This is a genomic window from Promicromonospora sp. NPDC059942 (genome assembly GCF_042731755.1).
Lineage (GTDB): Bacteria > Actinomycetota > Actinomycetes > Actinomycetales > Cellulomonadaceae > Promicromonospora.
This window is the reverse complement of sequence record NZ_JBHWLR010000006.1, coordinates 130972-150308: the sequence shown is the minus strand read 5'-3', so window position 1 is coordinate 150308 and position 19337 is coordinate 130972. Positions and strand designations below refer to the sequence as shown.

At 71.4% G+C, this 19337-nt stretch carries 20 protein-coding genes; all 20 read left to right on the top strand.

Annotation, left to right across the window (positions count from 1 at the left end):
• Positions 1–41: 41 nt before the first annotated feature.
• Positions 42–1334 carry a homoserine dehydrogenase gene (locus tag ACFV9Q_RS11975; RefSeq protein ID WP_377228464.1) on the top strand — a complete coding sequence of 431 codons (1293 nt, stop codon included), beginning with the start codon at positions 42–44 and terminating at the stop codon, positions 1332–1334.
• Positions 1335–1346: 12 nt separating this feature from the next.
• Positions 1347–2462, top strand: a complete 1116-nt coding sequence (gene thrC / locus ACFV9Q_RS11970) for a threonine synthase (RefSeq protein ID WP_377234742.1) — start codon at positions 1347–1349, stop codon at positions 2460–2462.
• Positions 2462–3478, top strand: a complete 1017-nt coding sequence (gene thrB / locus ACFV9Q_RS11965) for a homoserine kinase (protein WP_377234601.1) — start codon at positions 2462–2464, stop codon at positions 3476–3478. The genes thrC and thrB overlap by 1 nt, the downstream gene beginning before the upstream one ends.
• Positions 3479–3831: 353 nt before the next feature.
• Entirely contained in the window at positions 3832–5694 is a 1863-nt protein-coding gene (gene rho, locus ACFV9Q_RS11960) for a transcription termination factor Rho (RefSeq protein ID WP_377234741.1), read from the top strand.
• A 145-nt stretch (positions 5695–5839) separates the two neighbouring features.
• Positions 5840–6058 (top strand): 50S ribosomal protein L31, encoded by a 219-nt coding sequence (gene rpmE / locus ACFV9Q_RS11955; RefSeq protein WP_119142620.1) that lies wholly within the window; start codon positions 5840–5842, stop codon positions 6056–6058.
• Positions 6059–6243: 185 nt separating this feature from the next.
• Complete coding sequence (gene prfA, locus ACFV9Q_RS11950) at positions 6244–7332, top strand: peptide chain release factor 1 (protein WP_377234600.1); 1089 nt, start codon at positions 6244–6246, stop codon at positions 7330–7332.
• A 75-nt stretch (positions 7333–7407) separates the two neighbouring features.
• Complete coding sequence (gene prmC, locus ACFV9Q_RS11945; RefSeq protein ID WP_377234599.1) at positions 7408–8379, top strand: peptide chain release factor N(5)-glutamine methyltransferase; 972 nt, start codon at positions 7408–7410, stop codon at positions 8377–8379.
• Positions 8380–8398: 19 nt separating this feature from the next.
• A complete protein-coding gene (locus tag ACFV9Q_RS11940) occupies positions 8399–9106 on the top strand; it encodes an L-threonylcarbamoyladenylate synthase (RefSeq protein WP_377234740.1) in 708 nt (235 codons plus the stop codon).
• Complete coding sequence (locus ACFV9Q_RS11935) at positions 9103–10353, top strand: MraY family glycosyltransferase (RefSeq protein WP_377234598.1); 1251 nt, start codon at positions 9103–9105, stop codon at positions 10351–10353. Before ACFV9Q_RS11940 ends, ACFV9Q_RS11935 begins: the two co-directional genes overlap by 4 nt.
• The gene (locus ACFV9Q_RS11930; protein ID WP_377234597.1) at positions 10350–10814 is read left to right on the top strand and encodes a hypothetical protein; all 465 of its coding nucleotides are present in this window, start codon (positions 10350–10352) and stop codon (positions 10812–10814) included. The genes ACFV9Q_RS11935 and ACFV9Q_RS11930 overlap by 4 nt, the downstream gene beginning before the upstream one ends.
• 89 nt (positions 10815–10903) lie before the next feature.
• Positions 10904–11845 carry a F0F1 ATP synthase subunit A gene (atpB, locus tag ACFV9Q_RS11925; RefSeq protein ID WP_377234596.1) on the top strand — a complete coding sequence of 314 codons (942 nt, stop codon included), beginning with the start codon at positions 10904–10906 and terminating at the stop codon, positions 11843–11845.
• Between the two features lie 129 nt (positions 11846–11974).
• Complete coding sequence (locus ACFV9Q_RS11920) at positions 11975–12205, top strand: ATP synthase F0 subunit C (protein ID WP_377234595.1); 231 nt, start codon at positions 11975–11977, stop codon at positions 12203–12205.
• A complete protein-coding gene (locus ACFV9Q_RS11915) occupies positions 12205–12783 on the top strand; it encodes a F0F1 ATP synthase subunit B (protein ID WP_377234594.1) in 579 nt (192 codons plus the stop codon). The genes ACFV9Q_RS11920 and ACFV9Q_RS11915 overlap by 1 nt, the downstream gene beginning before the upstream one ends.
• Positions 12783–13595, top strand: coding sequence for a F0F1 ATP synthase subunit delta (locus tag ACFV9Q_RS11910; RefSeq protein ID WP_377228471.1), 813 nt, complete (start codon positions 12783–12785; stop codon positions 13593–13595). Before ACFV9Q_RS11915 ends, ACFV9Q_RS11910 begins: the two co-directional genes overlap by 1 nt.
• Positions 13596–13651: 56 nt before the next feature.
• Entirely contained in the window at positions 13652–15280 is a 1629-nt protein-coding gene (atpA, locus tag ACFV9Q_RS11905; protein ID WP_377220356.1) for a F0F1 ATP synthase subunit alpha, read from the top strand.
• A 3-nt stretch (positions 15281–15283) separates the two neighbouring features.
• A complete protein-coding gene (locus ACFV9Q_RS11900; protein ID WP_377234593.1) occupies positions 15284–16180 on the top strand; it encodes a F0F1 ATP synthase subunit gamma in 897 nt (298 codons plus the stop codon).
• A 55-nt stretch (positions 16181–16235) separates the two neighbouring features.
• A complete protein-coding gene (gene atpD / locus ACFV9Q_RS11895; protein ID WP_377234592.1) occupies positions 16236–17717 on the top strand; it encodes a F0F1 ATP synthase subunit beta in 1482 nt (493 codons plus the stop codon).
• A gap of 104 nt (positions 17718–17821) precedes the next feature.
• On the top strand, positions 17822–18082 hold the full coding sequence (locus tag ACFV9Q_RS11890) for a F0F1 ATP synthase subunit epsilon (protein ID WP_285108336.1): 261 nt from the start codon (positions 17822–17824) through the stop codon (positions 18080–18082).
• Between the two features lie 12 nt (positions 18083–18094).
• Positions 18095–18520 carry a DUF2550 domain-containing protein gene (locus ACFV9Q_RS11885; protein ID WP_377228474.1) on the top strand — a complete coding sequence of 142 codons (426 nt, stop codon included), beginning with the start codon at positions 18095–18097 and terminating at the stop codon, positions 18518–18520.
• Positions 18520–19215: an endonuclease NucS gene (gene nucS, locus ACFV9Q_RS11880; RefSeq protein ID WP_377234591.1), complete on the top strand. Its 696-nt coding sequence runs from the start codon at positions 18520–18522 to the stop codon at positions 19213–19215. The genes ACFV9Q_RS11885 and nucS overlap by 1 nt, the downstream gene beginning before the upstream one ends.
• The last annotated feature ends 122 nt before the right edge of the window (positions 19216–19337 follow it).

Here is a 19337-nt window from a genome sequence, read left to right as displayed (position 1 = left end):
CCGGGAGCGGACCGTCCCCCGAACACGAAAGCAGGATCGCTGTGCCTGTCCCCGAGCCCGCCCGCGGGCTGCGTGTCGCACTGCTGGGCTGTGGCGTCGTGGGCACCGAGGTGGCCCGGATGCTGCTGGAGCAGGGCACTGATCTCGCCGCCCGCGCGGGCGCTCCGCTGGAGCTCGCCGGCATCGCCGTCCGTGACGCGAGCCGCCCCCGCGACGCCGCCATCCCGCCCGAGCTCCTCACGGAGGACGCCGGGTCGCTGGTGGACGGCGCGGACATCGTCGTCGAGGTGATGGGCGGCACCGAGCCCGCGCGGGCCCTGCTGCTGCGCGCGATCGAGGGCGGCGCCGCCGTCGTCACGGCCAACAAGGCGCTCCTGGCGGCGGACGGCCCCACGCTCTACAAGGCGGCCGACTCCGCCGGCGTCGACATCTACTACGAGGCCGCCGTCGCGGGAGCCATCCCCATCGTGCGGCCCGTGCGGGAGTCGCTCGCGGGCGACCACGTGCGGCGGGTCCTGGGCATCGTCAACGGCACCACCAACTACGTGCTGGACCAGATGGCCACCAGCGGGCTCGACCTCGACCAGGCGGTCAAGCAGGCGCAGGAGCTCGGCTACGCCGAGGCGGACCCCACGGCCGACGTCGAGGGGTACGACGCCGCGGCCAAGGCCGCCATCCTGGCCAGCCTCGCCTTCCACACCCGCGTCTCCGCGGACGACGTCGCCCGCGAGGGCATCACGGGCGTCACGTCCGACGACGTCGCGTGGGCCGCCCGCACCGGGCACGCCGTGAAGCTGCTGGCCATCGCCGAGCAGACCGGCGAGGGTGTCTCCGTGCGCGTGCACCCGGCGCTCGTGCCGCTGGAGCACCCGCTGGCGGGAGTGAAGGGCGCGTTCAACGCGGTCTTCGTCGAGGCCGACGCCGCCGGGCCGCTCATGTTCTACGGCCAGGGCGCCGGCGGCCGGCCGACGGCGTCCGCGGTGCTGGGCGACGTCGTCTCGGCGGCGCGCCACCGCGTGCTCGGCGGCAAGGGCCCGCAGGAGTCCACGTACGCGGCCCGTCCGCTGCTCCCGGCGGACGCCGCCGTGACGCGCTACCAGGTCCGCCTGCTCGTCGCCGACCTGCCGGGCGTCCTCGCCCAGGTCGCGGGCGTCGTGGGCGACCACGGCGTCTCCATCGACACCGTGCGCCAGACCGGGCCCTCCGAGGGCACGGCCGAGCTGCTGCTGACCACCCACGCGGCCCGTGAGGCGTCGCTGGCCGCCACCATCGCGGCCGTGCGCACGCTCGAACCGGTCCGTGAGATCACGTCCGTCCTGAGAGTCGAAGGCTGAACCGTGCCCGTACTGCCCGCAGAACCGAACGTCCCGTCCGCCGGCCCGGACCGCGCGCCCGCCTCGCGCCTGTGGCGTGGCGTGATCGCCGAGTACGCCGACCGGCTGCCCGCCCACCTCCAGCAGAAGATCGTGACGCTGGGCGAGGGCGGCACGCCGCTGGTGCCCGCCCCGGCGCTGTCCGAGCGCACCGGCGCCGAGGTCTACGTCAAGGTCGAGGGCATGAACCCGACCGGCTCGTTCAAGGACCGCGGCATGACGGCCGCGATCTCCGCGGCCGCCGGCCGCGGGGCCCGCGTCGTCGTGTGCGCGTCGACGGGCAACACGTCGGCGTCGGCCGCGGCCTACGCGACGCGCGCCGGCATGGTCTGCGCGGTGCTCGTGCCGGACGGCAAGATCGCCATGGGCAAGCTGAGCCAGGCCGTCGCGCACGGCGCCCGCCTGCTGCAGGTGGACGGCAACTTCGACGACTGCCTCATTGCGGCCCGCAAGCTCGCCGACACGCACCCCGTCGAGCTCGTGAACTCGGTGAACCCGGACCGGATCGAGGGCCAGAAGACCGCCGCCTTCGAGATCGTGGACGCACTGGGCGACGCCCCGGACATCCACCTGCTGCCGGTCGGCAACGCCGGAAACATCACGGCCTACTGGAAGGGCTTCACCGAGTACGCCGAGGCGGGCGTCGCGAGCCGCACCCCGGCCATGTGGGGCTTCCAGGCCGCGGGCGCCGCCCCGATCGTCAAGGGCCACCCGATCGACGACCCGGACACGATCGCCACCGCCATCCGCATCGGCAACCCCGCCTCGTGGGAGCTGGCCGAGCAGGCCAGGGACACCTCGGGCGGCGTCATCGAGGCCGTCACGGACGAGCAGATCCTCGCGGCGCACCGGATCCTGTCGGCCGAGGTCGGCGTGTTCGTCGAGCCGGCGTCCGCCGCCGGTGTCGCCGGCCTGCTGGCCCGGCACGAGCGGGGCCTGGTCCCCGCGGGGGCGCGCGTCACCATCACGGTGACCGGCCACGGGCTCAAGGACCCGGGCTGGGCGCTGCGCACGCCCGACGGCGGCGAGGTCGAGCCCGTACGGGTCTCCGCCGACGTCGTCTCGATCGCCGACGCACTGTCACTCTGATGCAGCTCGGCGCCGACCACGTGCGGGTTCGGGTGCCCGCGACGAGCGCGAACCTCGGGCCCGGCTTCGACTCCCTGGGCCTCGCGCTGGCCCTGTACGACGAGGTCGAGGTGCGCCTGGTGGCGAGCTCCGACGTGGTCGTGGAGATCGAGGGCGAGGGTGCCGGGGAGGTCCCCCTCGGGGAGGACCACCTGGTGGTGCGTGCGCTGCGGCGCACGCTGGACCTCGCGGGTGCCGTGCCCACCGGCATCCACATGACGTGCCACAACGTGATCCCGCACGGCCGGGGCCTCGGCTCGTCGTCGGCCGCCGTCGTGGCCGGGATCGTCGCCGCGCGCGCCCTGCTCGCAGACCCGCGGGCCATCGACGCCGCCACCGTGCTGGGCCTGGCCACCGAGTTCGAGGGGCACCCCGACAACGCCGCGCCCGCGATCCAGGGCGGCGCCACCGTCGCGTGGACCACCGCCGACGGCCCGCGGGCGGTCGGGCTGGACATCGACCCGGCGATCGAGGCCACCGTGCTGGTGCCCGACGTGCGGCTCGCGACCGCCCGCGCCCGGGCCGCCCTGCCCGCGCGGGTCTCGCACGGTGACGCCGCCTTCACGGCGGGCCGCGCGGCACTCCTCGTCGAGGCCCTGGCCCGGCGTCCGGAGCTCCTGTTCGACGCCACGGAGGACCGGCTGCACCAGCCGTACCGGGCGGGCGTCCTCGGCGCCTCCGCCGAGCTGCTGCGCGCGCTGCGCGAGCAGGGCGTCCCGGCCACCGTCTCGGGCGCCGGGCCCACCGTCCTGGTGCTCGCCGGACCCGGGCACCGGGCCGCGCGCGACGCCGTCCTCAAGGACCTCGTGGACGAGACCGCGGGCTGGAGCCGGCTGAGTCCCGGGATCGATCTGACGGGTGCGCGTGCCCGAAGGATTACCGGTAACACAGGTGCGCTATCGTCCGGCTCGTCGGGGGCAAAGAGAAGTCATGTCGGACCAGGATCACCAGCAGTACGGGGTGGTAGTATGCAGTGAACCTTCGGGATAGCACTCCTGAGCCTTGGTGGCGGGAACACGGATTCAACATCGGTTCCCCACCGCCTACCCAGCGACAGTCTCAGCCGCTCAGCCGTGCCCGTAGCAGGCCGTGATCTACGGCCACCGCATCTCGCGAGAAGGCAGACAACGCCCCCGTCAGCCGTCTTCGTCGTACCACTGATGCGAGGTTTTCCGCGTTCCGGCCGTTCGGCGCCGGGCGCCCACTATCCCGCGGCCCGCGATCAGGCGACCAGCCGCAGTTCGAGGGGGAAGGGTCCTTCGTGACAGACACCACCGATAACGCTCAGTCAGCCACCGGCCGTGCGGCCGGCACCGGAGCGCTGAGCAGCATGCGCCTCGCCGAGCTCCAGGCACTCGCCGGAGACCTGGGCGTGAAGGGCACCTCCAGGATGCGCAAGAGCGACCTCGTGGACTCGATCCGCGAGAAGACGGGTGGCGCGACGAAGCGCCCGGCCCGTGCCGCTTCGGCCCCGGAGCAGCTCACCACCGACAAGCCTGCCCGTAGCGAGGCGCCGGTCGCCGCCGCCGAGGTCACCACCTCGGGTGTGCGCGCCGCCGCGAGCACGGAAGCCGACAAGGCCGCCCGTCTCGCCCAGCTGGCCGACGCCGTCGCGGCGCCGCGGGAGCAGAACGGGCGCCGTCGCGGCGCCGGACAGGGTGCCGCCGACGGCACCGCGGACAAGTCCGCAGAGGACAAGGGCCGCAACGGCCAGTCGGCCAACGGCCGCACCTCGCGTGCCGGCAGCGACCGCGGCGCCGAGCGCGCCGGCGACCGCACCGCCGACCGGTCCGAGCGCGGCACCACCCGGACCGCGGAGCGCACCACCGACCGCGGCCCGGACCGCACCGCCGACCGGGCCGCCGCAGGCGAGCTCGACGACGACCGCAACTCGCGCCGCCGCCGGGGCCGCGACCGGGGCCGGGACCGCAAGCGCGGCCGCGGCCGCACGGGTCCGGACGTCGCAGGTCTCGAGAACGTCGAGGTGCGCGAGGACGACGTGCTGCTGCCCGTCGCCGGCATCCTCGACATCCTCGACAACTACGCGTTCGTGCGGACCTCGGGCTACCTGCCCGGCAACAACGACGTCTACGTGTCGCTGAACCAGGTCAAGAAGGCCGGCCTGCGCCGCGGCGACGCCGTCGTCGGCGCCGTGCGCCAGCCGCGCGAGGGCGAGGAGCCGCCGCAGCAGGCGGTCGGTCGCAACGCCAAGGTCAACAAGTTCAACGCCCTGGTGCGCCTGGACACGGTGAACGGCATGACGCCGGAGGAGGCGCGGGAGCGCCCCGAGTTCACCAAGCTGACGCCGCTGTACCCGCAGGAGCGCCTGCGCCTGGAGAACCCCGAGGCGACCAAGCTGACGCCGCGCGTCATCGACATCGTCGCGCCGATCGGCAAGGGCCAGCGCGGCCTCATCGTCGCGCCGCCCAAGGCCGGCAAGACGCTGATGATGCAGCAGATCGCCAACGCGATCACCGCCAACAACCCTGAGGTCCACCTCATGGTCGTGCTGGTGGACGAGCGCCCCGAGGAGGTCACCGACTTCGAGCGCTCGGTCAAGGGCGAGGTCATCTCCTCGACCTTCGACCGCCACGCCTCGGACCACACGCTGGTCGCCGAGCTCGCCATCGAGCGTGCCAAGCGCCTCGTGGAGCTGGGCCAGGACGTCGTGGTGCTGCTCGACGGCATCACCCGCCTGTCGCGCGCCTACAACCTGGCCGCCCCGGCGTCGGGCCGCATCCTGTCCGGTGGTGTGGACGCCGCCGCGCTCTACCCGCCCAAGAAGTTCTTCGGCGCCGCCCGCAACATCGAGGACGGCGGCTCGCTGACCATCCTCGCGACGGCCCTGGTCGAGACGGGCTCGAAGATGGACGAGGTGATCTTCGAGGAGTTCAAGGGCACCGGCAACATGGAGCTGCGCCTGTCGCGGTCCCTGGCCGAGAAGCGCATCTTCCCGGCGATCGACGTCAACGGTTCGAGCACCCGGCGCGAGGAGATCCTCATGTCGAAGGACGAGCTCGCGATCGTCTACAAGCTGCGCCGCGTCATGGGCGCGCTCGACCAGACGCAGGCCGCCGAGCTGCTGCTCGGTCAGCTCAAGAAGACCAAGACGAACGTCGAGTTCCTGCTGCACGTGCAGAAGACGACCCCGGGTGGTCTCACCGAGGACGACAACGTCGGCGAGACCGTCTGACGGTGGTCTGACGACGTCTGACCCACGTCACACCCCACTGCCTCGCCGATCCGGGCGAGGTAGTGGCACAATTACTGGCTGGCTCGCTGGTTCACGTCCTCGCGGTTCTGCAGGGCGACCCAGTGGCATCTCACCAAGGAGCAACATGAGGGCTGGAATCCACCCCGAGTACGTCGTCACCCAGGTCACCTGCACCTGCGGCAACACCTTCACGACGCGTAGCACCGAGACGTCCGGCAAGATCAGCGCCGACGTCTGCAGCGCCTGCCACCCGTTCTACACGGGCAAGCAGAAGATCATGGACACCGGTGGCCGCGTGGCCCGGTTCCAGGCGCGCTACGGCAAGAAGGCCGCCGACAAGTAGCGACTCCGCAGCGCCGGTGGTCCGGTCCGACAACCTCTCCAGGGGCAGTCGGACGCCGGACCACCGGCGCTGTTGCTTTGCCCCCACCCCTTTCCCGTTGAGTGCTGGCTATTTGTTGCCGCAGCGCCGCTCAGAGCACAGATAGCCAGCACTCAACGGGGTAGCAGCTGTAGCGAGGAGAGATCGTGACCGAAGCGTTCGCCGCCGTCGGGCCGCTGCTCAGCGAGCACGCCGAGATCGAGACGGCGCTGGCGGACCCCGCCGTGCACGCCGACCCCGGTCGCGCCCGCACGCTGGGCCGCCGGTACGCGGAGCTCAACCAGGTGGTGGGCGCCTACAAGGCGTGGGAGCAGGCGCACGACGACGCCGAGGCCGCCGCCGAGCTCGCGGCCGAGGACGCCTCGTTCGCCGAGGAGCTGCCCGCGCTCCGGGCGGCCGAGTCGACCGCGGAGGAGAAGCTGCGCCGGGTCCTGGTGCCGCGCGACCCCGACGACGGCCGCGACGTGATCCTCGAGATCAAGGCCGGCGAGGGTGGGGAGGAGTCCGCGCTGTTCGCTGGCGACCTGCTGCGCATGTACCTGCGGTACGCGGAGCAGCGCGGCTGGTCCACGCAGCTCCTGGAGGCCACGGCGTCCGACCTGGGCGGCTACAAGGACGTGCAGGTGGCGATCAAGGCCAAGAGCGTCCAGGGCCCCGAGGATGGCGTCTGGCACAGTCTCAAGTACGAGGGCGGCGTGCACCGCGTGCAGCGGGTGCCGGTCACCGAGTCGCAGGGCCGCATCCACACGTCGGCGGCGGGCGTGCTCGTGTTCCCCGAGGTCGACGACCCGGGCGAGCTCGAGATCGACCAGAACGACCTGCGCATCGACGTCTACCGGTCGTCCGGCCCGGGCGGGCAGTCCGTGAACACCACGGACTCCGCGGTGCGCATCACGCACGTGCCCACGGGCATCGTCGTCTCGATGCAGAACGAGAAGTCGCAGCTGCAGAACCGCGAGCAGGCCATGCGCGTGCTGCGCGCCCGGCTGCTCGCCGCGCAGCAGGAGGCCGCGGCCGCCGAGTCCGCCGAGCTGCGCCGCTCGCAGGTGCGCACCGTGGACCGGTCCGAGCGCATCCGCACGTACAACTTCCCGGAGAACCGGATCGCCGACCACCGTACGGGCTACAAGGCGTACAACCTCGACCAGGTGCTCGACGGCGACCTGGGTCCCGTCGTGCGGTCGGCCATCGACGCCGACGAGGCCGCCCGGCTCGCCGAGGCCTCCGGTGTGTGAGCGGTACCCGATCACCGCGGGTCTAGCGGCTGACGGCGCTGTCGGGCAGGCTTTTGTCGTGGTCGGAGGAGTGCGGTGAGCGCGCAGCTGTTGAAGTGGGCCCATGAGGAGCTGGCCGAGGCCGGGGTCGGGTCGCCCCAGGCCGACGCCGAGGCGCTGCTGGCGTACGCCCTGGGCGTGGACCGGCCGGAGCTGCTGCGGCTGACCGTGCTCGGCCGCGAGGTGCCCGACGACGCGGCCGCCGCGTTCGCGCGCCTGGTCGCCCGCCGGGCCGCCCGCGAACCCCTGCAGCACCTGACCGGCGTCGCGCCGTTTCGGCACCTGGAGCTGGCCGTAGGCCCGGGCGTGTTCGTGCCGCGGCCCGAGACGGAGGAGGTCGCCCAGGTGGCGATCGACGAGGCCGCCAAGGTCGTGGGCGAGCGGGGCGGCGCCGTCGTCGTCGACCTGTGCACCGGGTCCGGGGCCATCGCGCTGGCGGTGGCCACCGAGGTGCCCGGCGCGCGGGTGCACGCCGTCGAGCTGGACAAGGACGCCCACGCGTGGGCGGCCCGCAACGTCGACTCCCTGAGCGCCGTCGCCGCGGGCCTGGACCCTGCCACGGCGGCAGGCCCGCAGGCGGACCCCGAGTCAGCCCCCGAGCGGATCGTCCGACTGGTCAAGGGCGACGCCCGCACGGCCCTGTACGGGGTCGACGGGACGGCCGACGTCGTCGTCTCGAACCCGCCGTACGTGCCGTCGGACGCCGTGCCCGTGGACCCGGAGGTCGCCGAGCACGACCCGGCCGTCGCGCTGTACGGGCTGGGGCCCGACGGGCTGGAGGTGCCGCGCGGCATCACGGACGCCGCCGCGCGCCTGCTGCGCGCCGGCGGCCTGTACGTCATGGAGCACGCGGAGGTCCAGGCGGAGGCGGCGCGGGCGATGGTCGCGGCCGCGCGGGACGCCGAGGGCCGACCCGTGTTCGGGGAGCCGGAGACGCGCAAGGACCTCACGGGCCGGCCCCGCATGGTGGTCGCACGCCGCCTGGATTCCCTCACCTCCGGATCGTGAAAGACTGGTCCGCGTGAGTGTGCCTGTGCAGCCCGTGCTCGACGCCACCGACCCGCAGTCCTGGGGCCCCGCGATCGACGAGGCAGTGAATGCGATCTCCCGTGGCGGCCTCGTGGTCCTGCCCACCGACACCGTGTACGGCATCGCTGCCGACGCGTTCGACGAGGTCGCGGTGGCGGCCCTGCTCGCCGCCAAGGGTCGCGGGCGGCAGATGCCGCCGCCCGTCCTCGTGGGTGAGGTCGCGACGCTCGACGGCCTTGCCACCGACGTGCCCGACGAGGCCCGCAAGCTCGTCGAGGCCTTCTGGCCCGGCGGGTTCACCGTCATCCTGCACGCGCAGCCGTCGCTGCAGTGGGACCTCGGCGACACGGGCGGCACCGTCGCCCTGCGCATGCCGGACCACCCCGCGGCGCTCGCCCTCCTGAAGCGCACCGGGCCGCTGGCCGTCTCCAGCGCGAACAAGTCGGGCAGCCCCGCCGCGCAGGACGTGGCGGACGCCGTGGCCCAGCTCGGCGAGTCGGTCGCCATCTACCTCGACGGGGGAGAGGCGCCCGGCGGCGTCGCCTCCACGATCGTGGACGCGACCGGACCGGTGCTGCGCGTCGTCCGCGAGGGCGCCGTGTCGCTGGCCGAGCTGCGCAAGATCGTGGATGTCGAAGGCCCTGCGGCGTCGCCGGAGGACGACCCGATCGCGCCCCCGGCCCCCGCCGCGGAGGACGACGAGTGAGGGTGTACCTGCTCCTGATGCTCGTGGCCGCGGCGGTCACGTTCCTGACCACGCCCTTCGCGCGCTGGGTCGCACTCAAGTCCTCGGCCATCTCCGCCGTGCGGGCGCGCGACGTGCACTCGGTGCCGACGCCCCGGCTCGGCGGGCTCGCCATGCTGATCGGCATCGTCGTCGCGGTCATGCTGGCGTCCCAGATGCCGTTCCTGTCGGGGGTCTTCGAGGACCGCCAGGCGTGGGGCATCGTGGGCGGCGCGGCGATCGTCTGCGCGCTCGGCTGGGCCGACGACAAGTGGGACCTGGACTGGGTCACCAAGCTCGCCGGCCAGGTGCTGGCCGCCGGCTTCATGGCCCTGCAGGGCGTCCAGCTCATCACGCTGCCGATCGCCGGCACGACCATCCCGTCGTCGCGCATGTCGCTGGTGGTGACGGTGCTGGCCGTCGTGGTCGCGATGAACGCCGTGAACTTCGTCGACGGCCTCGACGGCCTGGCCGCCGGCATCGTCGCGATCGGCGGCGCCGCCTTCTTCCTGTACACCTACGGGCTCACCCAGCAGGCCACGCCGGAGGACTACTCCTCCCTGGCGTCGCTGATGATGGCGGTGCTCGTGGGCGTCTGCGTGGGCTTCCTGCCCTACAACTTCCATCCGGCGACCATCTTCATGGGTGACGCCGGGTCCATGCTGATCGGCCTCGTCATGGCCGGCGCGGCCATCACCGTGACCGGCAACGTCACGCCCGACGTGATGACCGGCTCGCAGGCCCTGCCCGCGTTCATCCCGCTGCTCCTGCCCGTGGCGGTGCTCATGCTGCCGCTGCTGGACATGGGACTCGCGGTGATCCGGCGGCTGGCCGCCGGCAAGTCGCCCATGGCGCCCGACCGCATGCACCTGCACCACCGCATGCTGGCCCTCGGCCACTCGCACCGCCGCGCCGTCGTGATCCTGTACGTGTGGACCGCCGTGTTCGCCTTCAGCGCCGCGGCCCTCGTCCAGTGGGACTGGGAGATCGTGCTCATCTGGACCACGGTGTTCGTGGTGCTCGCGCTGCTGGCCACCCTCGGCCCGCTGCGCAACCGCGGCCGGTTCCTGGACGACGACGTCGCGCTGTCGGGACAGACCCCCAAGGTGCCCGCCGCCGTCGGCGCCGGGACGGCACCGGCGCCCGCCGTGGCGCAGAGCGCGACGCAGAGCGCCGCGGAGAACGGCGGCGTGCAGACCACCGTCAAGACCAAGGAGACCGTCGAATGACCGAGCAAGCACCCGATGCCCCCGACGCCCCCCGGGGTGCCGCCGAGCAGGCGGTGCTGCGTGCGGCCCTGCGCGACTGCCTGATCCTCGTGGGCGGCCTCGCCGTCCTGGGGTCGCTGGTCGGGCTCCTGGTCGCCGGACTGCCCGGGCTCTGGGGCGCCCTGATCGGCGCGGCGCTCGCCGCGTTCTTCTGCGCCACGACCGTGTGGTCGATGCTCTACACCGTCGGCAAGGGGGCGACCACCATGGGCGCCGTCGTGATGGGCAGCTGGCTCGCCAAGATGGTGGTGCTGATCGTCGTGCTGGTGATCATCACGCAGTTCGACTTCTACGACCGGGTCGTCCTGTTCGTCGTGCTGCTGCTGGGGGCCGTCGGCTCCGCGCTGCTCGACTACCGCGCGGTCCGGAACGGCCGCATGCCGTACGTCGAGCCCGAGGCTCAGCCCGACACCAAGCCCTGACCGCACCCCATGAGCGACTCGCGACCTGACGCGGGGTTGCGCAATAAGTCACAAGGGGCCGTGTCATGCGGTTCTACGGCCAGAACCGCATGGGACATAGGTTAGGCTTACGACGAATCCATGACGGCCAGGCCCGACGGCGCGCCCGTTCCGCCACACAGCGGGAAACGCGCGCGGGGCCGAATGACCACCTGGGAGTCCTCCTGTCCACGTATGCGACGTCCGTAATCCTCGCCGCCACTGAAGGCCACGAGGGTGAGGGCGGCTTCCACACGCCGTCGATCGCCGACTTCTTCCCGTCGGGCATCCTCTTCGAAGGCACCATCTTCCAGATCGACCGGCTCTGGATCATCCGGATCATCGCCACCATCGTGCTGCTGTCGGTGTTCATCATCGCCGCGCGCCGGGCGAAGATCGTGCCGGGCCGGTTCCAGGCGGGTGTCGAGTACCTCCTGGACTTCGTCCGGGTGCAGATCGGCGAGGAGATCCTGGGCAAGGACAACGCCAAGCGTTTCCTGCCCATGCTCACCACCATCTTCGTCACGATCCTGGCGTTCAACCTCACCGGCATCATCCCGGGCCTGAACCTGGCCGCCACCTCGCGCATCGGCGTGCCGCTGCTGCTCGCGCTCTGGGTGTTCGTCACCTACTGGGCCGTCGGCATCCGCAAGCACGGCCTGGGCGGCTACCTCAAGGCGAACCTGTTCCCGCCGGGGGTCCCGTGGCCCATCTACTTCATCCTGACGCCGATCGAGCTGCTGCAGATCCTGATCATCCGGCCGGGCTCGCTGATGGTCCGACTGGTGGCCAACATGGTCGCCGGCCACATCATGCTGGTGCTCTGCTTCGCCGCCACGCAGTTCTTCCTGATCGACTCCGCTGGCAGCGGGCTGATGGTCTTCGGTGTGCTCACGCTCCCCGCCGGCATCTTCATGACGCTGTTCGAGCTTCTGGTCGCGTTCCTGCAGGCGTACATCTTCGCGCTGCTGGCCGCGGTCTACATCAACATGTCGCTGGAGGAGGAGCACTGACGGTGCTCGCTCCTCCGGGCGGCGCTGCATAGCTTCACCTGGAAAACCCGCGACGGGCGCAGCACGCGCCTTCGCACACCACGCGACGCCGTACCACCCGGTACGGCGCCCAACGGAAGGAAGACGCAAGTGGACGTCACCACTCTCGCCGCAGTCTCCGGCAACCTGAACGCGATCGGCTACGGCCTCGCGGCGACGGGCCCGGGTATCGGCCTCGGCATCCTCATCGGCAAGACCATCGAGGGCATGGCCCGCCAGCCCGAGGTCGCCGGTCAGCTCCGCGCCACCATGTTCCTGGGTGTCGCGTTCGTCGAGGTGCTCGCGCTCCTCGGTCTCGTCGCCGGCTTCCTGTTCGAGTGATGACGGCGCACTCGAGCGCCGCCACGATCGCGGCGCAGACGGAAGAGCCGCAGGGCATCGAGCTGTTCCTGCCCGCCGGATACGACCTGTTCTGGTCGGCGGTGGTCCTCGTGATCATCGCCGTAGCGTTCTACAAGTTCATCCTGCCTCAGATGAACAAGGTGCTGGACGAGCGCGCCACCCTCATCGAGGGCGGCATCGAGAAGGCCGAGGCCGCGCAGAAGGCGGCCGACGAGGCCCTGGCGCAGCAGCAGGCGCTGCTCGCCGAGGCCCGTGCCGAGGCGGCGCAGGTCCGCGAGGAGGCGCGTGCCGAGGGCACCGCCATCATCAAGGACCTCAAGGTCAAGGCGAGCGAGGAGGCGGAGCGCATCACCGAGACGGCGCACCGTCAGATCGAGGCAGAGCGACAGGCCGCTTCGGTGTCCCTGCGCTCGGAGGTCGGCACGCTCGCGACCGAGCTCGCGTCGAAGATCGTGGGCGAGTCCCTCGAGGACTCGGCCCGGCAGTCGCGCGTGGTCGACCGGTTCCTCGACGAGCTCGAGGCGAGCCAGGCCGTGGCAAGCAACAAGGAGGCGTGATGCGGGGATCGAGCGGGGCATCGCTGACGGCGGCGCAGGAGCGCTTCGAGCCGGTGCTGCGTGCCGCGGGTGCGGACGCGCTGACGCTGGGTGAGCAGCTGCTCACCCTGGTGTCGGCGCTCGACGACTCCGCCGCGCTGCGCCGCTCGCTCGCCGACCCCTCCCGCGAGGGCGAGGCCAAGGCCGGCCTGGTGGCCAGCCTGCTGGGCGGCTTCGACGAGCGCGTGGTCGACCTCGTGTCCGGGCTCGCCCGGGCACGCTGGTCGAGCGACTCGGACCTGGCCGACGCCGTCGAGCGCCTCGGCGTGGATGCCGTGCTGGCTTCCGCCGAGGCGCGCGGCGCGCTGGAGACGGTCGAGGACGAGCTGTTCCGGCTCAGCCGGTCGCTCGTCGGCCAGCGGGAGGCCAAGCAGGTCCTCTCGGACGCCTCGACCGCTCCGGAGCGCCGCGTGGCGCTCGTGGACGCACTGGTCGGTGGCAAGGTCGACACCGTGACCCAGCGCCTGGCGCAGCGCGCGACGTCGTCGCTGCGTGGCCGTCGTTTCGTGCAGACGATCGGGTGGTTCGGCGAGGTCGCGGCGGAACGCCGCCAGCGCCTCGTCGCCGCGGTGACGAGCGCGACGGTGCTGACGCGCGAGCAGGAGCAGCGCCTCGGCGCCGTCCTCGAGCGCTCGTACGGCAAGGCCGTCCAGCTGAACGTCACCGTGGACCCCACCGTCGTCGGGGGCATGCGCATCCAGGTCGGCGCGGACGTCGTCGACTCCACCGTCCTGTCGCGCCTTGCTGACGCTCAGCGTCGTCTGGCCGGCTGAAAACGTGAACAAGAACCTTCCGCCGCGGCTCTCGCGGCCACGACAGGAGAAGAGCAATGGCTGAGCTGACGATCCGGCCGGACGAGGTCCGGGCCGCACTGGACAGCTTCGTGAAGGCCTACGAGCCCCAGGAAGCCGTCACCGAGGAGGTGGGCCGCGTCGCGTACGCCGCGGACGGTATCGCCCGCGTCGAAGGCCTCCCGGGCGTGATGGCCAACGAGCTGCTGCGCTTCGAGGACGGCACGCTCGGCCTCGCGCAGAACCTGGACGTCCGCGAGATCGGTGTGGTCGTCCTGGGCGAGTTCACCGGCATCGAGGAGGGCCAGGAGGTCCGCCGCACCGGTGAGGTGCTCTCGGTCCCCGTGGGCGAGGGCTACCTCGGCCGCGTGGTCGACCCGCTGGGCGTCCCCATCGACGGCCTGGGCGAGATCGCCACCGAGGGCACCCGTGCCCTGGAGCTGCAGGCGCCCGGCGTCATGCAGCGCAAGTCGGTGCACGAGCCGCTGCAGACCGGCATCAAGGCGATCGACTCGATGATCCCGATCGGCCGTGGTCAGCGTCAGCTGATCATCGGCGACCGCCAGACCGGCAAGACGGCGATCGCGATCGACACGATCATCAACCAGAAGGCGAACTGGGAGTCCGGCGACCCCAGCAAGCAGGTGCGCTGCATCTACGTCGCGATCGGTCAGAAGGGCTCGACCATCGCCTCCGTGCGTGGCGCCCTCGAGGAGGCCGGCGCGCTCGAGTACACGACCATCGTCGCGGCTCCGGCGTCCGACCCCGCTGGCTTCAAGTACCTCGCCCCGTACACCGGCTCGGCCATCGGCCAGCACTGGATGTACCAGGGCAAGCACGTGCTCGTCGTCTTCGACGACCTGTCGAAGCAGGCCGAGGCCTACCGTGCCGTGTCGCTGCTGCTGCGCCGTCCGCCGGGCCGCGAGGCCTACCCGGGTGACGTGTTCTACCTGCACTCCCGTCTGCTCGAGCGTTGTGCGAAGCTCTCGGACGAGCTGGGCGCGGGCTCGATGACCGGTCTGCCGATCATCGAGACCAAGGCGAACGACGTCTCGGCGTACATCCCGACCAACGTCATCTCCATCACGGACGGGCAGATCTTCCTGCAGTCCGACCTGTTCAACGCCGACCAGCGTCCCGCCGTGGACGTCGGTATCTCGGTCTCCCGAGTCGGTGGCGACGCGCAGATCAAGGCGATGAAGAAGGTCTCCGGCACGCTGAAGCTGGAGCTGGCGCAGTTCCGCTCGCTCGAGGCGTTCGCGATGTTCGCGTCCGACCTCGACGCGGCGTCCCGCGCGCAGCTGCAGCGCGGCGCCGTCCTGACGGAGCTGCTCAAGCAGCCCCAGTACTCGCCGTACGCGGTCGAGGACCAGGTCGCGGCCGTGTGGGCCGGTACCAAGGGCAAGCTGGACGACGTCGCGGTCGAGGACGTCAAGCGGTTCGAGTCCGAGCTGCTGGACCACCTGCGCCGCAAGACGGACGTCCTGACGTCGATCCGCGAGAGCGGCAAGCTGGAGCCCGCGACGGAGGAGGCGCTCAGCGCCGCCGTCGAGGACTTCCGTGCCGGCTTCCAGCGGGCCGACGGTACCGCGCTCGTCGGTGGTGAGGTCGAGGGTGGCCCCGTCGACGTCGAGCAGGCACAGGTCGTCGTCAAGAAGAAGGCCTGACCCGTGGCCGGTGGATCCCAGCGCGTCTTCAAGGCACGGATCAAGTCGACGCAGTCGCTGAAGAAGATGTTCCGTGCGCAGGAGCTCATCGCCGCGTCCCGCATCGGCAAGGCCCGTGCGCGGACGGCGGCGGCGGCACCCTACGCGCAGGCGATCACCCGTGCCGTCTCGGCGGTCGCCACGCACACCGACATCAAGCACCCGCTGACGCAGGAGGTCGACGGCGCCAAGCGCGCCGCCGTGCTCGTCGTGTCGTCGGACCGCGGCATGGCGGGCTCCTACCCGGCGTCGATCGTCCGTGAGGCCGAGCGGCTGACCCAGCAGCTCGCGGCCGAGGGCAAGGAGGTTCTCCTCTACGTCGCCGGTCGTCGGGCGATCTCGTACTACGCGTTCCGCGGCCGCGAGGCCGTCCGGACGTGGACGTACGGCTCGGAGCGGCCGACGGCGGAGGTCGCGGAGGAGATCGGGCAGGCCCTGCTCGAGAAGTTCCTCGCGGACGAGGACGAGGGCGGCGTGTCCGAGCTGCACGTGGTCTCCACGCAGTTCGTCAACATGGTGACCCAGCGTCCCCACGTCGTGCGCATGCTGCCGCTGGAGGTCGTCGAGGGCGTGGTGGAGGCGGACGAGCACGAGGTCCTGCCGCTCTACGACTTCGAGCCGTCCCCGGAGGCCGTGCTCGACGCACTGCTCCCGCGGTACGTGGACCAGCGCATCTACGCGGCCCTGCTCGACGCTGCCGCGTCCGAGCTGGCCGCCCGCCAGCGCGCCATGCACACGGCCACGGACAACGCCGAGGACCTGATCCGCACGTACACCCGACTGGCCAACCAGGCCCGTCAGGCGGACATCACCCAGGAGATCAGCGAGATCGTCTCCGGTGCCGACGCCCTGGCGTCCTGACCAACCAACAGACTCCCCGCCGGAGGACCCTCCGGCCCACCGAAGCGAGGCAACCATGACCGCCACCACCGTGGAATCCACGGTCGAGCACACGAGCGGCCCCGGCACCGGCCGGGTCGCTCGGGTGATCGGCCCCGTCGTGGACATCGAGTTCCCCGAGGACGCGATCCCCGACATCTACAACGCGCTGACCGTCGAGATCGACCTCTCGGGCCAGGGCGAGGACGAGAACACGTTCACGCTGACCCTCGAGGTCGAGCAGCACCTGGGTGACTCCCTGGTGCGCGCCATCGCGCTCAAGCCGACCGACGGCCTGGTCCGCGGCGCCCTGGTCACCGACACCGGCTCGCCCATCAGCGTGCCCGTCGGCGACATCACCAAGGGCAAGGTCTTCAACGTCACCGGCGAGGTCCTGAACCTCGCCGAGGGCGAGAAGTTCGAGGTCACCGAGCGCTGGCCGATCCACCGCAAGCCCCCGGCCTTCGACCAGCTCGAGTCGAAGACCACGATGTTCGAGACGGGCATCAAGTCCATCGACCTGCTGACCCCGTACGTGCAGGGTGGCAAGATCGGTCTCTTCGGTGGTGCGGGCGTCGGCAAGACGGTCCTCATCCAGGAGATGATCCAGCGTGTGGCCCAGGACCACGGCGGTGTGTCGGTGTTCGCCGGTGTCGGTGAGCGCACCCGTGAGGGCAACGACCTGATCGCCGAGATGGACGAGGCGGGTGTCTTCGACAAGACCGCCCTCGTCTTCGGCCAGATGGACGAGCCGCCGGGCACGCGTCTGCGCGTGGCCCTGTCGGCGCTGACGATGGCGGAGTACTTCCGCGACGTGAAGAACCAGGACGTGCTGCTCTTCATCGACAACATCTTCCGCTTCACGCAGGCCGGTTCCGAGGTCTCCACGCTGCTCGGCCGTATGCCGTCCGCCGTGGGCTACCAGCCGAACCTGGCCGACGAGATGGGCCTCCTCCAGGAGCGCATCACCTCGACGCGTGGTCACTCCATCACGTCGCTGCAGGCCATCTACGTGCCGGCTGACGACTACACCGACCCGGCCCCGGCCACGACGTTCGCCCACCTGGACGCGACGACCGAGCTCTCCCGAGAGATCGCGTCGAAGGGTCTGTACCCGGCGATCGACCCGCTGACCTCGACGTCCCGCATCCTCGACCCGCGTTACGTGGGCCAGGAGCACTACGACGTGGCGACCGAGGTGAAGTCGATCCTGCAGCGGAACAAGGAGCTGCAGGACATCATCGCTATCCTCGGTGTGGACGAGCTCTCGGAGGAGGACAAGACGGTCGTGGCGCGCGCGCGTCGCATCCAGCAGTTCCTCTCCCAGAACACCTACATGGCCAAGAAGTTCACGGACGTGGAGGGCTCGACGGTCCCGCTGTCCGAGACCATCGAGGCGTTCAAGAAGATCTGCGCCGGCGAGTTCGACCACATCGCCGAGCAGGCCTTCTACAACATCGGTGGCCTCGAGATGCTCGAGGAGAACTGGGCTCGGATCCAGAAGGAGTACGGGGCCTGAGGTCTCGTCCGTCCCCCCGTGCGTGATGCCGCCCCGCCGGACCCCTTAGACTCGGGCAACCCGGCAGGGGCGGCAGCACGCCCGCTACATCGGAAGGAGCTCTCGTGGCAGAGCTGAGCGTGGACCTCGTGTCCCTGGACCGCAAGGTCTGGAGCGGTGCGGCGACCCAGGTGAGTGCGCCGTCCGCGGACGGCCAGATCGGCATCCTGGCGAACCACACGCCGCTGCTGGCGGTGCTTCGCCCCGGCACCATCAAGGTGGAGACGGCGTCGGGTCCCGCCGTGGAGGCCCAGGTCACCGGCGGCTTCATGTCCGTCGACAACAACCTCGTCACCCTCGTGGTCGACGAGATCTCCCTGGTCTGAGGGAGAGCGCGCGTGCCCGGCGTCGTATGGATCGCGATAGCGGTACTGGGGGCGCTCGCGCTCGTCATCGCGGCCGGGATCTCCCGGCTGCGGACCCTCTCCCGGAGGGTCGGATCGTTCGACTGCAGTGCCCGGGCGACCGGTAACCCCGAGGGTTCCTGGACGCCGGGCATCGCGCAGTACGCGGTGGGCCGGATCGAGTGGTGGCGGTGCTGGTCGCTGGCACCCCGTCCGGCCCGCACGTGGTACCGGGAGCGGCTCACCGTGACGAGCCGCACCCCGCTGGACCCGGACGAGCGTGGTCAGGGCGACCACTACCTCGTCCAGTGCCGGTACGACGGGCTCGACTTCGAGCTCGACCTCGCTGCCGGCGACTACTTCGGCCTCGCCTCCTGGCTCGAGGCCGCCCCTCCCGGACGACAGGATCTGGTTCTCTGATGCGGCTGGTCGTGGCAGACTGCTCCGCCCTCTACACGGGCCGCCTGACCGCGATGCTCCCGCCGGCGACGCGGCTGCTCGTGGTCAAGGCCGACGGCAGCGTGCTGATCCACTCGGACGGCGGCTCGTACAAGCCGCTGAACTGGATGAGCCCCCCGTGCACCCTGGCGGTGCGCGAGCCCTCCGAGGAGGCCGCCGAGCGCGGCGTCACCGAGGTGTGGACCGTGCAGCACGCCAAGTCGGACGACCGGCTCGAGGTCGAGCTGTTCACCGTGCACAGCGACTCCGCCCACGACCTGGGCATCGACCCGGGCCTCGTGAAGGACGGCGTGGAGGCGCACCTGCAGGAGCTGCTCGCCGAGCAGATCGCGCTGCTGGGCGACGGCCACACCCTGGTCCGGCGCGAGTACCCCACGGCCATCGGCCCGGTGGACATCCTCGCGCGGGACGGCTCCGGCTCCACCGTCGCGGTGGAGATCAAGCGCCGGGGCGACATCGACGGCGTCGAGCAGCTCACGCGGTACCTGGAGCTGCTCAACCGCGACCCGCTGCTGGCCCCCGTCCAGGGCGTCTACGCGGCCCAGGAGATCAAGCCGCAGGCCCGCGTCCTGGCGAAGGACCGCGGCATCAAGACCCTCCTGCTGGACTACGACGCGATGCGCGGCGCGGACGACCCGACAACCCGCCTCTTCTAAACCCACCCCTTCCTCGTTGAGTGCTGGGTGTTTGTTGATAAGAAGACGGGGAGCGGACAGGGGCAAAAAGCCAACGAGGAGGAGGGGGGGGGGGGGAGGGGGGGAAGGGTGGGGGGGTAGGA